This is a genomic window from Microvirga sp. GCM10011540, from assembly GCF_042650665.1.
GTDB lineage: Bacteria > Pseudomonadota > Alphaproteobacteria > Rhizobiales > Beijerinckiaceae > Microvirga > Microvirga lenta.
The window spans coordinates 281,404-295,833 of sequence record NZ_JBHSBQ010000145.1 but is presented as its reverse complement, the minus strand read 5'-3'; the positions used below and the strand labels follow the sequence as shown (position 1 = coordinate 295,833).

General features: G+C 60.9%; 15 protein-coding genes and 1 pseudogene. 7 read left to right on the top strand and 9 right to left on the bottom strand.

Translation table 11 applies throughout. The features are described 5' to 3' along the window. Positions 1-117 precede the first annotated feature (117 nt). The 3 genes from ACFOYU_RS27260 to ACFOYU_RS27250 all read left to right on the top strand — a co-directional run bounded on the left by ACFOYU_RS27260 (position 118) and on the right by ACFOYU_RS27250 (position 1,632). The gene (locus ACFOYU_RS27260) at positions 118-753 is read left to right on the top strand and encodes a GntR family transcriptional regulator (protein ID WP_377035938.1); all 636 of its coding nucleotides are present in this window, start codon (positions 118-120) and stop codon (positions 751-753) included. 182 nt (positions 754-935) lie between these two features. After that, positions 936-1,139, top strand: a complete 204-nt coding sequence (locus tag ACFOYU_RS27255) for a hypothetical protein (protein ID WP_226739135.1) — start codon at positions 936-938, stop codon at positions 1,137-1,139. A gap of 202 nt (positions 1,140-1,341) precedes the next feature. Beyond that, positions 1,342-1,632: a hypothetical protein gene (locus ACFOYU_RS27250; protein WP_377035937.1), complete on the top strand. Its 291-nt coding sequence runs from the start codon at positions 1,342-1,344 to the stop codon at positions 1,630-1,632. 65 nt (positions 1,633-1,697) lie between these two features. Here the strand turns inward: ACFOYU_RS27250 and ACFOYU_RS27245 are convergent, their stop codons facing one another. Then, the gene (locus ACFOYU_RS27245; protein ID WP_377035936.1) at positions 1,698-2,417 is read right to left on the bottom strand and encodes a ribonuclease activity regulator RraA; all 720 of its coding nucleotides are present in this window, start codon (positions 2,415-2,417) and stop codon (positions 1,698-1,700) included. A 14-nt stretch (positions 2,418-2,431) separates the two neighbouring features. Continuing rightward, positions 2,432-4,159 carry an L-arabinonate dehydratase gene (gene araD / locus ACFOYU_RS27240; RefSeq protein WP_264196380.1) on the bottom strand — a complete coding sequence of 576 codons (1,728 nt, stop codon included), beginning with the start codon at positions 4,157-4,159 and terminating at the stop codon, positions 2,432-2,434. 396 nt (positions 4,160-4,555) lie between these two features. Between araD and ACFOYU_RS27235 the strand changes: the two genes are divergently transcribed. Further along, entirely contained in the window at positions 4,556-4,852 is a 297-nt protein-coding gene (locus ACFOYU_RS27235; protein WP_226739129.1) for a hypothetical protein, read from the top strand. Positions 4,853-4,873: 21 nt separating this feature from the next. On the opposite strand, the gene ACFOYU_RS27230 is transcribed toward ACFOYU_RS27235, so the two are convergent. After that, positions 4,874-5,656, bottom strand: a complete 783-nt coding sequence (locus ACFOYU_RS27230; RefSeq protein ID WP_377035960.1) for an ATP-binding cassette domain-containing protein — start codon at positions 5,654-5,656, stop codon at positions 4,874-4,876. A gap of 39 nt (positions 5,657-5,695) precedes the next feature. Beyond that, positions 5,696-6,541: pseudogene (locus ACFOYU_RS27225) on the bottom strand (ABC transporter ATP-binding protein/permease); the annotation flags it as partial. A 494-nt stretch (positions 6,542-7,035) separates the two neighbouring features. On the opposite strand from ACFOYU_RS27225, the gene ilvD reads away from it, so the two are divergent. Both ilvD and ACFOYU_RS27215 read left to right on the top strand, forming a co-directional pair. After that, positions 7,036-8,877 (top strand): dihydroxy-acid dehydratase, encoded by a 1,842-nt coding sequence (ilvD, locus tag ACFOYU_RS27220; RefSeq protein ID WP_377035935.1) that lies wholly within the window; start codon positions 7,036-7,038, stop codon positions 8,875-8,877. Between the two features lie 167 nt (positions 8,878-9,044). Beyond that, positions 9,045-9,446, top strand: coding sequence for a helix-turn-helix domain-containing protein (locus ACFOYU_RS27215; RefSeq protein WP_226739125.1), 402 nt, complete (start codon positions 9,045-9,047; stop codon positions 9,444-9,446). On the opposite strand, the gene ACFOYU_RS27210 is transcribed toward ACFOYU_RS27215, so the two are convergent. The 3 genes from ACFOYU_RS27210 to ACFOYU_RS27200 form a co-directional block, all read right to left on the bottom strand. Beyond that, positions 9,421-9,651, bottom strand: a complete 231-nt coding sequence (locus ACFOYU_RS27210) for a hypothetical protein (protein ID WP_377035934.1) — start codon at positions 9,649-9,651, stop codon at positions 9,421-9,423. The two genes, ACFOYU_RS27215 and ACFOYU_RS27210, sit on opposite strands and share 26 nt — an antisense overlap. 3 nt (positions 9,652-9,654) lie before the next feature. Then, positions 9,655-10,287, bottom strand: coding sequence for an acyl-homoserine-lactone synthase (locus ACFOYU_RS27205; RefSeq protein WP_377035933.1), 633 nt, complete (start codon positions 10,285-10,287; stop codon positions 9,655-9,657). Positions 10,288-10,362: 75 nt separating this feature from the next. Next, a complete protein-coding gene (locus tag ACFOYU_RS27200) occupies positions 10,363-11,094 on the bottom strand; it encodes an autoinducer binding domain-containing protein (RefSeq protein ID WP_377035932.1) in 732 nt (243 codons plus the stop codon). A 398-nt stretch (positions 11,095-11,492) separates the two neighbouring features. On the opposite strand from ACFOYU_RS27200, the gene ACFOYU_RS27195 reads away from it, so the two are divergent. Continuing rightward, positions 11,493-11,795: a hypothetical protein gene (locus tag ACFOYU_RS27195; protein WP_377035931.1), complete on the top strand. Its 303-nt coding sequence runs from the start codon at positions 11,493-11,495 to the stop codon at positions 11,793-11,795. A 24-nt stretch (positions 11,796-11,819) separates the two neighbouring features. Here ACFOYU_RS27195 and ACFOYU_RS27190 read toward each other — a convergent pair whose 3' ends face one another. Further along, on the bottom strand, positions 11,820-12,248 hold the full coding sequence (locus ACFOYU_RS27190; protein WP_226739118.1) for an RNA polymerase sigma factor region1.1 domain-containing protein: 429 nt from the start codon (positions 12,246-12,248) through the stop codon (positions 11,820-11,822). A gap of 143 nt (positions 12,249-12,391) precedes the next feature. Continuing rightward, positions 12,392-14,275 carry a PAS domain-containing protein gene (locus ACFOYU_RS27185; protein WP_377035930.1) on the bottom strand — a complete coding sequence of 628 codons (1,884 nt, stop codon included), beginning with the start codon at positions 14,273-14,275 and terminating at the stop codon, positions 12,392-12,394. Positions 14,276-14,430: the final 155 nt, after the last annotated feature.

Below are 14,430 nucleotides of genomic sequence, written 5' to 3'. Positions count from 1 at the left end.
GCGTCGCCTTGGCGGTTCAGCTAACATGTTAGTCTGATGAGAATACTGGACAAGAGAAAAAAGTACGATTTTCTTTCTCCCCTGGATCGTGGAACACGCGGAAACACGTCCGAGCGGGTGGAAAGCTCGCTTCGGGCGGCCATCGTGACCCTCGATTTCGCCCCCGGCGAATTCATCGACAAGGCAGCCGTCTGCGACAGGCTCGGCGTGTCCCGGTTTCCGGTGTCGGAGGCGCTGTCCCGCTTGGCAACCGAGGGGCTAGCCGAAATCCTGCCGCAGCGGGGCACCCGTGCAGCCCGAATTCGCTTACATGAGGTGAAGGAGGCCATGCTGATCCGCCGGGCCCTGGAAGCAATGGTGGCGGAGATTGCGGCGCAACGGCTGCCACCGTCCATCCTTACGGCACTTCATGAGAATCTCGCCGCTCAGCAGGAAGCTGTCGCTCGGGGAGATCGGGCCGGCTTCCATCTGCTCGACCTGTCGTTCCACACCCTTCTCGTCGATGGATTGGAGTTGCCGCGGGTAGCGAACGTGATCGAGGCGTCCCGCGCCAATATCGACCGGGTGCGCCGCCTGCTTTCGTCCCCGCGCCGCCATGCGGTAACGCTTTTCGAGCACCAGAAGCTGCTCGAGGCGATCGAGTCACGGAACCCCCGTGCAGCACGACGCGCCATGGAATCCCACCTGGACGGGGTCATGGAAGAACTGGAGCGCTTCTCCGCCGCCAATCCCGAGGTTTTCCGAAAGGACTGAAATCTCGACATGGGAGGCCTGTTGCCACATGCCACTGGCATATCGCCTTGGCCGATCCAGCCACAAAGCTATCTTATATCTTTCGAATACCGGATTTGCTTGGCCTCAGCGGTTCTTGGCCGCATTTTCTCCCCTATTGCCGAGACACTATAGTCCCGCTCTCCCTGCTAGGAGTTACCTTCATGCTGCCACGTCCGGTCATCGCCGTGCTCGCCATCACGCTCGGCCTGCCATTTCTCGTACTACTCGCCCTCGTCTCACCGGCATCCGGCGTGAACGCGGGCTTCCTCACGAGCATCCTCACCATTACCGTGCTTTCGGCATTCCTCACGCTGATGATATTCGAGATCAAACGTATCGCCGACCAGCCTTCGGACGAGCACTGACACTCCTGACTGCACTCTGAGTGCGGCCGGCTAGCTGGTCCGGTGTGGGATGCGTTCACCTATCATGTCCGGCCGTGTGCGCCTGTAAAAAGCCTCTGAATAAGGGCCGTGGGAGGGCCGATTCTACCACCAAATAGTTGGAACCTTCGCCTCGGAAATGAGTAAAGGATTGTGAGAAACAGTCGAGTTTGGGAGTAGGTCCATGGCTGAGATCATCGCATTCGAGAGCCTCAAGAAAGGCACTGCGGATTGTGAGGTTCTGGCTCTGTTCAAACATGGACCCTCGCCCAAAGCCAACAGCCGGCAGACCCCAAAGAAAGTCGATTTTCCAACCTCCCGATCTTTCATTTCGGGCAATATGAGCGACCTCTTCGAGCAGGCGAGCGCCGTTGCCATGCGGCACTACGATGGCGACAAGAGAGTGCCGGACGTCGTGGCGGAAAAGTGCCTCGAACTCCTGAAGGTTCTGTCGGACCACGCCGAGCCGGAATGATGCGCCGGAGCGGTTGAAAGGCTCTTGAGCAACCTGTCAGAGCCATGCGCATCTTCAGGAACTCGTCAGCGGTTATTCGCCCTTCGCCATGCTGAAAAGTCCGTATGGGTCTGCGGATCTGTCGGAGGGTAGAGGCCGAGAATGGACCGTCCGCTCAAAACCTCCTCGGCAACGAAGTCTTCGAATGCCGTCATCTCGACCGCCTCCGTGGCAATCTCCTCCGCAAGGTGGGCGGGAATAACGACCACCCCCTCCCCGTCCCCGACGACGATGTCACCCGGCCAGACTGGAACATCGCCGCAACCAATCGGAACGTTGATATCGACGGCCTGGTGCAAAGTGAGGTTGGTCGGAGAGGAAGGGCGGTTGTGATAGGCAGGAATGCCGAGTTTCGCGATCTCCGGCGAGTCGCGAAAGCCACCGTCGGTGACGATACCCGCAACGCCGCGCTTCATCAGACGGGAAACCAGAATACCACCGGCCGACGCAGCTCGAGGATCCTTGCGACTGTCAATGACCATGACTGCGCCAGGCGGGCATTCCTCGACGGCTTTGCGCTGCGGGTGGGAGCGATCCTGAAAAACGCTGATCGGGTTCAGGTCCTCGCGGGCCGGAATGTAGCGGAGCGTGAAAGCCTCCCCCACCATCGTGCCGGCGTGAGGGTTGAGCGGATGAACATCCTGGATGAACTGGTTGCGTAAGCCGCGTTTATAAAGGGCAGTGCAAAGGGTTGCCACGCTGACAGTCTTGAGTTTCTCGCGGGTGGCGGGGCTCAGTTGGGTCATGTTCTCCTCCGGAATCAGAAGATGGCCGGCTCTCCCGCAGGTGCACCGAAGCCTGTTTCGAGGAAGTCGAAATCGCACCCCTCGTGGGCTTGGCGGATGTGTTTCGCGAACATCCAGCCGTAACCGCGCTCGAAACGCGGTTGCGGGGTCGGCAGTAGGGCGCGCCTCATTTCGAGCTCCTCCTCCGAAACCTCGAGGGTGATGCGACGGGCCGGGATGTCGACGGAGATGATGTCGCCCGTACGCACGAGAGCGAGTGGGCCGCCCACATAAGCCTCAGGAGAGACATGCAGTATGCAGGCGCCGTAACTCGTACCGCTCATCCGGGCATCGGAGAGCCGGAGCATGTCGCGCACGCCTTGCTTTATCAGCTTCTTCGGGATCGGAAGCATCCCCCATTCAGGCATCCCCGGCCCGCCCTGCGGTCCGGCGTTGCGAAGGACGAGGATGTGATCCGCAGTAACGTCCAGATTCTCATCGTCGACAGCAGCCTTGAGAGAGGGATAGTCGTCGAAGACCAGAGCAGGCCCGGAGTGCCTTCGCAGACGCGGTTCGCAGGCGCTCGGTTTCATAACGCAGCCATCTGGAGCAAGATTGCCCTTGAGGACGGCAAGGGCCCCCTCCTCGTAGATGGGATTCTCGACCGCGCGGATGACATCGTCATTGTAGACTTCGGCGCCGGCAATATTCTCGCCGAGAGTTCGTCCCGTGACGGTCAGGACGTCCAAATGGAGCTTGTCGCGGATCCTGGCCATCAGAGCCCGGAGCCCTCCGGCATAGTAGAAGTCCTCCATCAGATACTCGGCGCCACTTGGACGGACGTTCGCGATCACAGGGACCTTGCGGCTGGCGATCTCGAAGTCCTCCAGGCCGATGTCGTGACCGGCCCGACGCGCCTGGGCGATGAGATGGATGACCGCATTGGTAGAACAGCCCATCGCCATGGCGACGGCGATGGCATTTTCGAATGCCTCGCGGGTCAAGATGTCGGCGGGCTTCAGGTCCTCCCACACCATACCGACGATCCGCCTGCCGGCCTCGGCACACATGCGGATGTGGCCGGCATCGGCAGCCGGGATCGACGACGCGCCAGGCAGGGTCATGCCAATGGCCTCTGCAATCGCCGTCATGGTGCTCGCTGTACCCATGGTCATGCAGTGACCGTAGCTGCGGGCGATACCCCCCTCCACGCCAACCCAGTCGGCTTGCGTGATGTTTCCCGCCCGGCGCTCGTCCCAAAACTTCCAGGCATCCGAGCCGGACCCGAGAACCTTGCCTTTCCAGTTTCCACGGAGCATTGGGCCGGCAGGAACGAAGATCGCCGGAATGCCTGCACTGGTTGCTCCCAGAAGGAGACCAGGCGTGGTCTTATCGCAACCGCCCATGAGAACGACCCCGTCCACGGGGTGGGAGCGGATCAACTCTTCCGTATCCATGGCCAGCATATTGCGATAGAGCATGGTCGTCGGCTTGACGAAGTTCTCTGCCAGGGAAAGGGCCGGCAGCTCTATCGGAAATCCTCCGGCCTGAAACACGCCTCGTTTGATATCCTCCACGCGGTGCTTGAAGTGGGCATGGCATGGATTGATATCGGACCATGTGTTGATGACCGCGATAATGGGGCGACCGACCCAATCTTCAGGGGCGTATCCCATCTGCATGATGCGCGAACGATGGCCGAAACCGCGCAGATCGTCAGGAGCGAACCATCGTGCACTTCGAAGGTCTTCCGGCTTTTTCATCGGCGTGATGTCCTGCCCCTTGAATCGACGGAGGAGATAAACCGGAGAAGGTGCGGCGTGTCAGAGCGGAAAAGGAGGCACCCTGCTGAGACCGGCGCTTGACGTAGGCGCAGCCCGTGGCGCCAAGGCAAAGACAGGAGCCCCATGCACTTCCTCCAGGCGCAGTCTCGTCCCAAGCCTGCTTTTGTTGGGATCGCGCTACGCTCCCCTAGCGTTACTTTCATCAACTAAAACGGCAGGGCACGGTCACGTCAATTGCTTTCCGCACAGGAGTGAGTTGTACCTATCGGACTTTGAAGGAGAGCTTTGCTTGCTCTGAGCGGGAGACGGGAGACTGGCGGAACGGGGGACAGGGCGCTATCTGGAATTCCAATCATTCGATCGAAAGGATCATGCATGTTTACTTTGACGATCAGCGACAAGCCTGTCGCGGTGACGAATGCCGCCGAGGACGAAGCACGGGAACTCTTCATGAGCGAGGAGTTCAAGGAAGATCTGAAAATCCTCGAGAGCGACGGCGCCCCGCTTTGGGACGGCTTTGCAACCCTCAACATCAGACCCGCCTCGGCTCAGGAGGTCGAGGAATTCGAGGATGCGGATCTCGACGAGGATGACGATGCGGACGACGATGACGGTCCTCTCATCATGTTCCTTGTCGACGTGACGGATCCGGACGATACCGAGGAAACCTGAGAAGTCTCCGCCTTATTCCATTCAGGGAATGAGGCGGCGATGTAGCCAATGAACCCAGGAGGGGATGATCCGCTGCGGTTGAGACGGTTGGCGTGCCAACAGCACCGCCCCCTCCTTGGTTTTCCGGATATGAAGGGTCCGACTGTGAAACTCCTCGAGCCCCGGGCGATGCCCGATGGAGAGGATCGATGCGCCGGCAAGCTCGCTCTCGAACAGGGAGAGCATGGCAGCTTGGCTGTCGTCGTCGAGGGCTGAGGTCGCCTCGTCCATGAAAACCCATGCCGGCTTGTGCAGCAGCACCCGCGCAAAGGCCACACGTTGCTGCTGTCCGAGCGAGAGGGTCCTGTCCCACCGATCATTGCGGTCCAGGGCCTCCGCAAAATCGCCGAGCATGCAACGCTCCAGGGCGGCCTTGACCGTGGCCTCGTCGAACGTTCCGGGAGCCGCGGGATAGGACACCGCCGCACGCAAGGTCCCCAGCGGAAGATAGGGGCGCTGCGGCAGGAACATCATGCTTTCCGGAGTCGGTATGCGTATGGTGCCGGAGCCCCATGGCCAAAGGCCCGCTATGGCCCGGAAAAGCGTGCTCTTGCCCGAGCCGGACTCGCCGACGATCAGCACTCGCTCCCCCGGTCGCACTTCCGCAGTCGCATCCTCAATGATGATGCTGCCATCGCTGAGGGCGATTGAAAGTCCTTCGAAGCTCAGCCATCCGCTGGGATGGGGAGAGATCTCGATGCGCCTGCTTTCGGCCGCGACATCGTCCAGATCGAGCGCCGCCTGCCGAAAGGTTGCGACCCGCAAGACCGCGGAGCGCCAATCGGCAATCTTGGGAAAGTTGTCAACGAAATATCGTAGTGCCGCCTGTACCTGATTGAAGGCGCCGACGACCATCATCATCTCGCCGAACGAGAGTCTGCCGCTGAAATAGCCGGGAGCGGCGGCAAGGATCGGCACGACGATGGCAAGCCAGCCATAGCCCGATGTGATCCAGGTGAGACGGGCGAGCGCTCCTGAAAGCCGGCGCGTCGCGGTGAGAACCGCTTCGACGAAACCGTCGAGGTTCCGCCGCTCGTCCGGCTCTCCAGAATAAAGCGCGACGCTTTCCGAACTTTCGTTCACCCGCACCAGAGCGAAGCGCAGATCTGCCTCTCGGGCGTAGCGCTCCGTATTGAGGCGGATCAGGGGGCGCCCCACGAGCCAGGTCAAGCCCGATCCGATCCCCGCATAGCCGATGGCGACCCAGACCATGTAGCCCGGGATCACCACTTCCTGCCCTCGAAATTCGAAGGTCGCATAGGACGACAGAGTCCAAAGCACTCCGATGAAGCTGACCAGCAGAAGGAACGATTGCAGCATTCCAACGCCCAGCTCGGTCGTGAATTCCGAGAACAGGCGACAATCTTCCTGCATCCTCTGATCGGGTTACGCGCCTGCCCTGCCCACCAGGCCGAGCTGATAGGCCCTGTTCGGCTTCAGCCAGACATCGAGGAGAACCTGCGTCAGGCGTTCGCGCAGGCGGATCTTGAGGCGCTCCTGCAGCCAGGTCTGCGCCACCACGAGCGTCAGCAGGACTGCGATGATGACAAGGAAAACCCCGAGCTGATTGATGAATGCCGTGGAGTTTCTGTTTTCAACGGCATCGAAAAAGGCACCGTTCCATTCATTCAGCCGGACCTGACCGAACATGTTGCCGACGAGCACGACCACGATCGCAATCGTCAGGCGCAGCATCGGCCACCCTTTGGAGCCGCGCAGCATGTCCCGAAAGAGCAGATAGAGCTCTTGCGTAACGCTGGCGCCCGGCTCGATTACTGCATCTCGGCCGCTGCTTTGGCGGACGAACCGTCCTGCCAGACTGGAGGGGGTGTCGTCTGCCTGTCCGAGAGCGACTTCCCGCTCAACTCCCGTTGATGCAGCAGGAACGATCCTTTTCGAGTCTCCTAGTTGAGAATCAACCATGCCCTGCCCGAGCAGCGACCAACCTGCAGCCTCCCTGTTGTTCGTATGTTCAAGGGCCTGTTTCGCTTAAGGTTCCCGAGCTTGAGTGAATTGCGCCTGCAGCGCAAGCCCAGCGAACCTTCCGGCCATCTCCCTGCGGGCGCGGCAATCCTTGTCTTGAAAGCCCCTGCCCTGCCGGTGTAGGCATGTATCAATCCCCAGATCCATCAGGTTTCCCATCGATGCCCCATTACCGTTCACGAACCTCCACCCATGGCCGCAACATGGCCGGCGCCCGGGGGCTTTGGCGCGCGACGGGCATGAAGGACGAGGATTTCGGCAAGCCCATCATCGCTGTCGTGAATTCCTTCACCCAGTTCGTGCCAGGCCACGTGCATCTGAAGGATCTGGGTCAGCTCGTGGCGCGGGAGATCGAAAAGGCCGGCGGCGTGGCCAAGGAATTCAACACGATCGCGGTCGACGACGGCATCGCCATGGGCCACGACGGCATGCTCTACAGCCTGCCCTCCCGCGAGATCATCGCAGATTCCGTGGAATACATGGCCAATGCCCATTGCGTGGACGGACTTGTCTGCATCTCCAACTGCGACAAGATCACGCCCGGCATGCTGATGGCGTCGCTGCGCCTCAACATTCCCGTCGTGTTCGTCTCCGGCGGCCCGATGGAGGCCGGCAAGGTCAATCTGCGTGGCAAGCTGAAGAAGCTCGATCTGGTCGATGCCATGGTGGCTGCCGCGGACGATACGATGACCGACGAGGAGGTCCAGGCCATCGAGCGCTCGGCCTGCCCGACCTGCGGCTCCTGCTCCGGCATGTTCACCGCCAATTCCATGAATTGCCTAACGGAAGCACTAGGCCTCGCCTTGCCCGGGAACGGAACGGTTCTCGCAACGCATGCGGATCGCAAGCGCCTCTTCGTCGAAGCCGGCCACCTCATCGTCGATCTGGTACGGCGGTACTACGAGCAGGACGACGCATCGGTCCTGCCGCGCAACATCGCCACGTTCGAGGCTTTCGAGAACGCCATGACCTTGGATATCGCCATGGGCGGTTCCACCAATACGGTTCTGCATCTGCTTGCAGCAGCCCATGAGGCCGAGGTCAACTTCACCATGGAGGACATCGACCGGCTGTCCCGCCGTGTGCCGGTACTGTGCAAGGTCGCGCCTGCCGTGGCAGATGTCCACATCGAGGACGTTCACCGGGCCGGGGGTATCATGGGCATCTTGGGCGAACTCGACCGGGCCGGCCTCCTCCATCGGGATGCGGGCAGCGTTCATGCCGCAAGCCTTGGAGACGCTCTCGACCGCTGGGATGTGAAGCGGACCGGAAGCGAGGCCGTCCAGACTTTCTATCAGGCCGCCCCCGGCGGCGTCCCCACGACGGTGCCCTTCAGCCAGGAGCGACGCTATGAGGAGCTTGATCTGGACAGGCAGAAGGGCGTGATCCGGGATGCGGCCCATCCCTTCTCCAGGGATGGTGGTCTCGCCGTCCTCACCGGCAACCTTGCGGCAGACGGCTGCATCGTGAAGACGGCCGGCGTCGACGAGAGCATTCTTGTCTTCAATGGTCCCGCCCGGGTCTTCGAGAGCCAGGATGCGGCGGTGCAAGGCATTCTCGGCGGAACCGTCAAGGCGGGTGACGTGGTCGTCATCCGCTATGAAGGCCCCCGTGGCGGGCCTGGGATGCAGGAGATGCTGTATCCGACCAGCTATCTCAAGTCGAAAGGCCTTGGCAAAGCCTGCGCCCTCATCACCGACGGGCGGTTTTCGGGTGGCACCTCCGGCCTTTCGATCGGACACGTATCGCCTGAGGCCGCCGAGGGCGGGTTGATCGGACTGGTCGAGGAGGGGGACCGGATCGAGATCGATATCCCGAACCGCACGATCAGGCTTGTGGTTTCGGATGAGGATCTGGCGCGCCGCCGCGCCTCCATGGAAGCACGTGGAAGCAAGGCATGGAAGCCGGCGGAGGACCGCAAGCGGAAGGTCTCGACTGCCCTTAGGGCATATGCCGCCTTGACCACGAGTGCTGCGAAGGGCGCTGTCAGGATCGTCCCCTAGGGCTCGTGAGGCCGACGCCCGGCGGCCTCTGAGCGCCGGACTGAGGCTATCGCCGGGGCAACGCAGTCGAGGCTGCCAAGGCTTGTAGAACTACGATTTTTCGGCCCCGGTTCGAGCGTGACAGTAGACAAATTCCACTCTTGGTCGTACCGAGGGGGCGGGGGAGTATGTCTATGGTCACGAAATCAACAGGCCCAGTCGATAAGATTATCGGAGCTCGCATCCGCCTCCAGCGGACTGCCATTGGGATGAGCCAAGAGAAACTCGGCGACATTCTCGGCATTACCTTTCAGCAGATTCAGAAATACGAGAAGGGGACCAATCGCGTTGGCGCAGCGCGCCTTCAGGCCATTGCCGACGCTCTCCGGGTCCCCGTCTCGTTCTTTTTCGAACAGCGTCCCGTCTCCGCCGACGCCCCTGACGCGCCGCTCGGGATCCAAGATCTCCTGACGAGCAAGGAAGGCATCGAGTTGGCTCGAGCCTTCCTCAAGATCGAGAACCCTGCGATGCGCCGGGCTCTGATCGATATGGCCCGGGCAGCGGCTACGGATTCCCAGAATCAGGATTAGGAGCTTCGGTTTCCTTCCGGAAGTCTCTGCCATCCCACCCGATCGCGCTCGGAAGCGATGATATTGCTTCTATGGCCCTCTCCAGCCCCTCGATCGACTTGATCTTCTCGGCCCCGAGCCGTTTCGAGATATCCCGTCCATAGGCCCAGAAGAGCAGGATCAGAAGCTCTTCATCGAGGTCCAGCCCCGCTGTCTCCTCAGTCATGGCTCACCTCGCAAAACGGCGGATACGCGGTTCCGGCTCGGCCAGAACCCGCTGCTGATTCCCGCGCATTTCCTGGAGCCGGGCGAGTGTTCGACGATCGAAAGTGGCTGTCACGGCCAGGACGTCCTGATCTCCGATCCTTTGCGGCAGCCCCAGAGGGATGGTTCGGAAATGAAGTTGAACGAGGCGGAGAAGCCAAAGAGGGTTCATCTCGATGATGATGGTGGAGATCCCTCTGTCCAATCCCCATTCGACGATTCCCGAAAGAAGAGCATTGGCCACGGGACTTAAGGTTCGGCCACGCTCCCGATACGCGGGCTCCACGCAGTAACGGGTCCATTCCCATATATGGGATCCGGACGGTCTTTCATCTTCGCATAGTTGGGGAAGAACATGCCACAGCAGGTGCGGCCTCGTCGAAGGCAGCATGCGCTGATAGCCCTGCACGACTCCATGGTCGATGTAGAGCATGTGGACGGCATGCTCATCGTCGAACTGATCTATTTCCCTACCGTCATCTTTGGCCAGCTCGGTCCATTTCATCTCGTCCACGAAAACTCGGTGGCGAAGGCGATAGGCCTGCTCCATCTCCTGCCGGTACAGGTGGCGGTTCTCTGATGTCACGATGTGGATCATTATGCCCTCCCATAGGTTGAGGACTTGTCTTTATCCAACCCATAAGTTGGGCATAAGTACGCGATGGCGTACCCTCTAGCTGATGAGCCCCTGCCGGATGGCTTCGGCGACGGCGTGAGTGCGGCTGGTGGTTCCCAGCTTCAGTCGGGCTGACCGCATGTGCTTGTCTACCCCGTGCTCGGATATTCCCATTCGTTCGCCGATCTCCCACTCCGACTTGCCTTCCGCCGCCCACTGAAGGGCCTCGCACTCGCGCGGAGAAAGGGAGGCTACAGGTCTCGATGGGGTCTCCCGCAGAAGGATGGCGCGCCCGAGAGCATAAGTCGCCATCAGCGTCAGCATTCCCCGCTCGCTCGGGGAGAGTTCGAGATGTTCTCCGGCCAGCGAGAAGCCGGCCACCTCGCCTTCCAAGGTGACGAGAGGAACGGTGAAACCATCCCTCAAGCTGAACTCGCCCGCTTCCTCCATGATTCTGCGGGCCTCCGGGCTTCTCCGGTAGGCTGGCTCAAGCTCCGTCCAGAGAAAGGGGGACATGCTCGTAGCCACGGCATGGATTGCCGGGTCCCGGAAGATGTATCCGTGCGCAAAATAGCGTTGGGTCCACTCCGGCGGCCATTGGTTGAGAAGAATGTTCGAGATCTGTTGCCGTCGGTTTTCGCCTGGGACGGGGATCGTTCCGGCCAAGAGATACTCAGCTCCGAAGCGACGAGCCGCTTGGATCATCTGACTGCAAATATCGGCCGCATCTCGAGTCCGGTCGAGATTGCGGATGAACTCGAGCGTCTGGTCGAAAACTTTGCGCGACATGACTTTCCGCCTCCCGAAACAATGTTTCTTCATTTCGGCTGTCCGTCAACGCTACCAATCAGAGACCACAAATCGGGCCGCCGGGAGGATTTGCTCGAGCAGCGCCCTATTTTCCATGCTCTTCCAGACTCAGCCTCCTGGGGAACATGAAAGCGCTCCGAACTCTGGCCGCTCTTGCGGTCATCATGTGGTGTCCCTCGGTCCTCGCGTCCGAAGAGGCCTGGCAGGCTCTTCGGACAGGCGGCACCGTGGCCCTGTTCAGGCACGCCCGAGCGCCAGGCACCGGCGACCCGTCCCACTTCCGTCTGGAGGACTGCTCATCACAACGGAATCTATCGGCGGAAGGCCGCAGGCAGGCCGCGGAGATCGGCTCACGGTTCAGGGCCAGGAACATCCGTGTGGAACGGGTTCTCTCGAGCCGGTGGTGTCGGTCTCTCGATACGGCAAAGCTTGCCTTCGGTGATCTGGCGGAACCCTTCCCGCCCCTCGACTCGTTCTTCGCGGAGCGGGATCGCCGCGACGCCCAGACCCGGGCGGTTCTTCAACTCATAGAGAGTTGGGACAGAAACGGCGTGCTGGTACTGGTCACGCATCAGGTCAACATCACTGCCCTGACAGACATCTTTCCAATCGAGGGAGAGATTCTCGTGCTGAGGCCCAAAGAGAAAGGGTTCGACCTCGTCGGAAGGATCCAGCCGTAGACCGGCATCGCTTTCCGCGATGGCTTACGCTCTCAGCACCCACACGAGAGCGGCAACCAACGCAAGCGCGACGATACTCCCGATCACAGCCCAGTGGGCGCCGCTCACCCCGCTTCGCAGGGACGGCCCGTCCTCTTCAGCGGCCTGCTCATTGCCGACAGGAGCTAAGTCCTGAGCAGGTTTGGGACGGCTGCCGGGACGCTTAGGAAAAGGTAGAATCACAGCGCCAGGCCCGGATGGCACTTGAACGTGCTGACGAGGTGCAAGCAAACTGTCTTCCAGGTCGACCGGGACACCTGCCTCCTCGAGCTCCACCACGATCAGGGCGACATCCTCGACACTCATCGACTCTGTGGGCAGGGCGGCTTGAAGGTCCTGGTTTGTCAGTCTGCCTCTCTGCCGTCCGAGAGCGATCAAACCTTCAAGGGTGTTTCTGTCAATCGCCGGCTGCATAGGGCACCATCTGCTGACTGGATTCAAAGGAAGAACATTCCGACCGTGCAGGGCCTCGGCCTCTCATGAGCTAACGCCAGACCCTGCCGGATGTTGCGTTTGAGTCTGCCTGTTCAGCCGAAAGGATGGGCTTCCTGCGAGTCTCAGCGATCCGCATCGCTCATCGAACGCGATCCCTGCTTGAGACCTGCAGCCATCGCGATCTGAACCAGTTCAGGCAGGCTCTGAGCTCCGAGTCGCTCCATGATGCGGGCGCGGTGAGCCTCGACCGTGCGGGGGCTTATGTCGAGATCCCTCGCGATGGTTTTATTGGTGCCTCCGGTGAGCAGACGCTCGAGAACCTCGCGTTCGCGAGCGGACAGGGCGGCAATCCGCGCCTTCGCAAGTTCGGCAGCCTGGTCGCGCTCGGCGATGTCCCGGATGGAAGCCTGCGCGGAGGCCACCGCATCGAGAAGCTGCTTCTGCTCATAAGGAACATCCAAGAAATCCAGAGCTCCGGCTTTCATGGCCTGCACGCCGAAAGCGACATTTCCATGCGCCTCTCCGACAACGACCACGGGCAATCCGATCCGTCGCGTCTTCAACTCTCGCAATATCGTCAGCTCTCCGGCTTCGGGAGCATGGAGATCGAGAACCACGCAGCCGGGTACGAGGACGGGCGCAACATCGAGAAAAGCCTGCCCGGAGCTGAACGTCTTCACCTGGTAACCGGCCCCCTGCAGCAGCAGGGACAGGTTCTGTCGTGAGGCCTCATTGCTGTCCACGACATAAACCATCGAACCGTCGTGCTTGGTGACGTCCTGGGCAATGCCTGCCACCCGCCGCACCTTCCCCCGCTCATCGAGGATCGGGAAACCTGTATTCTGAACCCAGCGTACCGTTCCATCGGGACGGACTACGCGGTACTCCTTCACGATGACTTCGCCCTCCTGCCGCACCCGAGCAAGAGCGGCGACGACATCATCTCGGTCGTCCGGATGTACGGACTGAATCCATTTGGCGAAATCTCGCGGCACCACGTCAAGCGGCTCGCCCCAGACCTGCTGGAAGGACGGGCTCAGGTACTCGAGCCGCATCGTCTCGACGTCGAGCACCCACAACACGGCCGATGAATTCTCCGCGAACTGACGGAAGCGCTCCTCGCTCTCGCGCAGAGCCTCCTCGGCCCGCCGGCGATCGTCGATGTCGGTGAGGGTGCCGAACCAGCGTACGACATTTCCTTGGGCGTCATAGACGGGAACGGCACGGTCCATGTGCCAGCGGTAGCTGCCGTCGGCCCGGCGAAGACGATACTCGACTTCAAAAGGGGTGCCCGTGCGAAGCGCTTGCGACCACGTCTCAAGCGTGTGGGAGCGTTCATCCGGATGGATGGTGCGCTTCCATCCCGCGGAGTAGCCTTCGTCTCCTCGCAAGCCCGTATAAGCGAACCAGCGCGAGTTGAAGAAATCGACATTGCCGCTGGCGTCGCTCGACCAGACGATCTGAGGCAACGCTTCGGAAATCTGGCGATAGCGCCCCTCCCCCTCCCACAGGCCGCTCTCCACCACATAATCCGAAGGAGTTCCTATGACCGTGAGGAGCAGCCCTTCAATACCGCCCGCCACACCTCTAAGCGGATTGTAGCAAAGGGTGAAGGAATTCTCTGCCCGAGACCTGTCATGGGCCTCGAGAATCGACTGCCCTGCAAGCGAGATCGTCTCGCCTTGGAGAACGCGGTCGCAGATGGATGCATTGATGTGCCACGTGTCAGGCCAATAGCTGCGTGCGGCCTGTCCCATGGCCTCCGGGTGCCGATCTCCTGCGATTCCGATATAGCCGTCGTTGTAGATCTGGATCAGATCCCTGCCCCAGAGCACCACCATCGGAAAGCAGGAGACAAGGATGAGATCGACGACGGTCTTCAAGGCCTGAGACCAAGTCTCGATATTCCCCAGGGAGGTCCGCGACCAATCGAAGTCACGGATCAGCGCGGCTGTTCGGCTGTTGCCGTAAGGCCAGTTTACACGTCCTGCGGTTTCGGACTCCATTTCTAGTCTCATAGGAGCGGCCAGACCGAGAGCCCGGCTTACGCAATGGTCCGCGTGAAGCCTTCTCTAGTGCGTTAGAAGTCAACGCTTTCTATCCGTCCAAGTTCGGTCCGGTCACGGACCCGTCGGCCTGCATGACGGATTACCGCGTCCGA

Bases quoted from the DNA above. Each gene is read 5' to 3' on its own strand.
- ACFOYU_RS27255 (WP_226739135.1), top strand. From the start codon at position 936: ATGCTGCCACGTCCGGTCATCGCCGTGCTCGCCATCACGCTCGGCCTG.
- ACFOYU_RS27250 (WP_377035937.1), top strand. From the start codon at position 1,342: ATGGCTGAGATCATCGCATTCGAGAGCCTCAAGAAAGGCACTGCGGAT.
- ACFOYU_RS27245 (WP_377035936.1), bottom strand. From the start codon at position 2,417: ATGACCCAACTGAGCCCCGCCACCCGCGAGAAACTCAAGACTGTCAGC.
- araD (WP_264196380.1), bottom strand. From the start codon at position 4,159: ATGAAAAAGCCGGAAGACCTTCGAAGTGCACGATGGTTCGCTCCTGAC.
- ACFOYU_RS27235 (WP_226739129.1), top strand. From the start codon at position 4,556: ATGTTTACTTTGACGATCAGCGACAAGCCTGTCGCGGTGACGAATGCC.
- ilvD (WP_377035935.1), top strand. From the start codon at position 7,036: ATGCCCCATTACCGTTCACGAACCTCCACCCATGGCCGCAACATGGCC.
- ACFOYU_RS27215 (WP_226739125.1), top strand. From the start codon at position 9,045: ATGTCTATGGTCACGAAATCAACAGGCCCAGTCGATAAGATTATCGGA.
- ACFOYU_RS27210 (WP_377035934.1), bottom strand. From the start codon at position 9,651: ATGACTGAGGAGACAGCGGGGCTGGACCTCGATGAAGAGCTTCTGATC.
- ACFOYU_RS27205 (WP_377035933.1), bottom strand. From the start codon at position 10,287: ATGATCCACATCGTGACATCAGAGAACCGCCACCTGTACCGGCAGGAG.
- ACFOYU_RS27200 (WP_377035932.1), bottom strand. From the start codon at position 11,094: ATGTCGCGCAAAGTTTTCGACCAGACGCTCGAGTTCATCCGCAATCTC.
- ACFOYU_RS27190 (WP_226739118.1), bottom strand. From the start codon at position 12,248: ATGCAGCCGGCGATTGACAGAAACACCCTTGAAGGTTTGATCGCTCTC.
- ACFOYU_RS27185 (WP_377035930.1), bottom strand. From the start codon at position 14,275: ATGGAGTCCGAAACCGCAGGACGTGTAAACTGGCCTTACGGCAACAGC.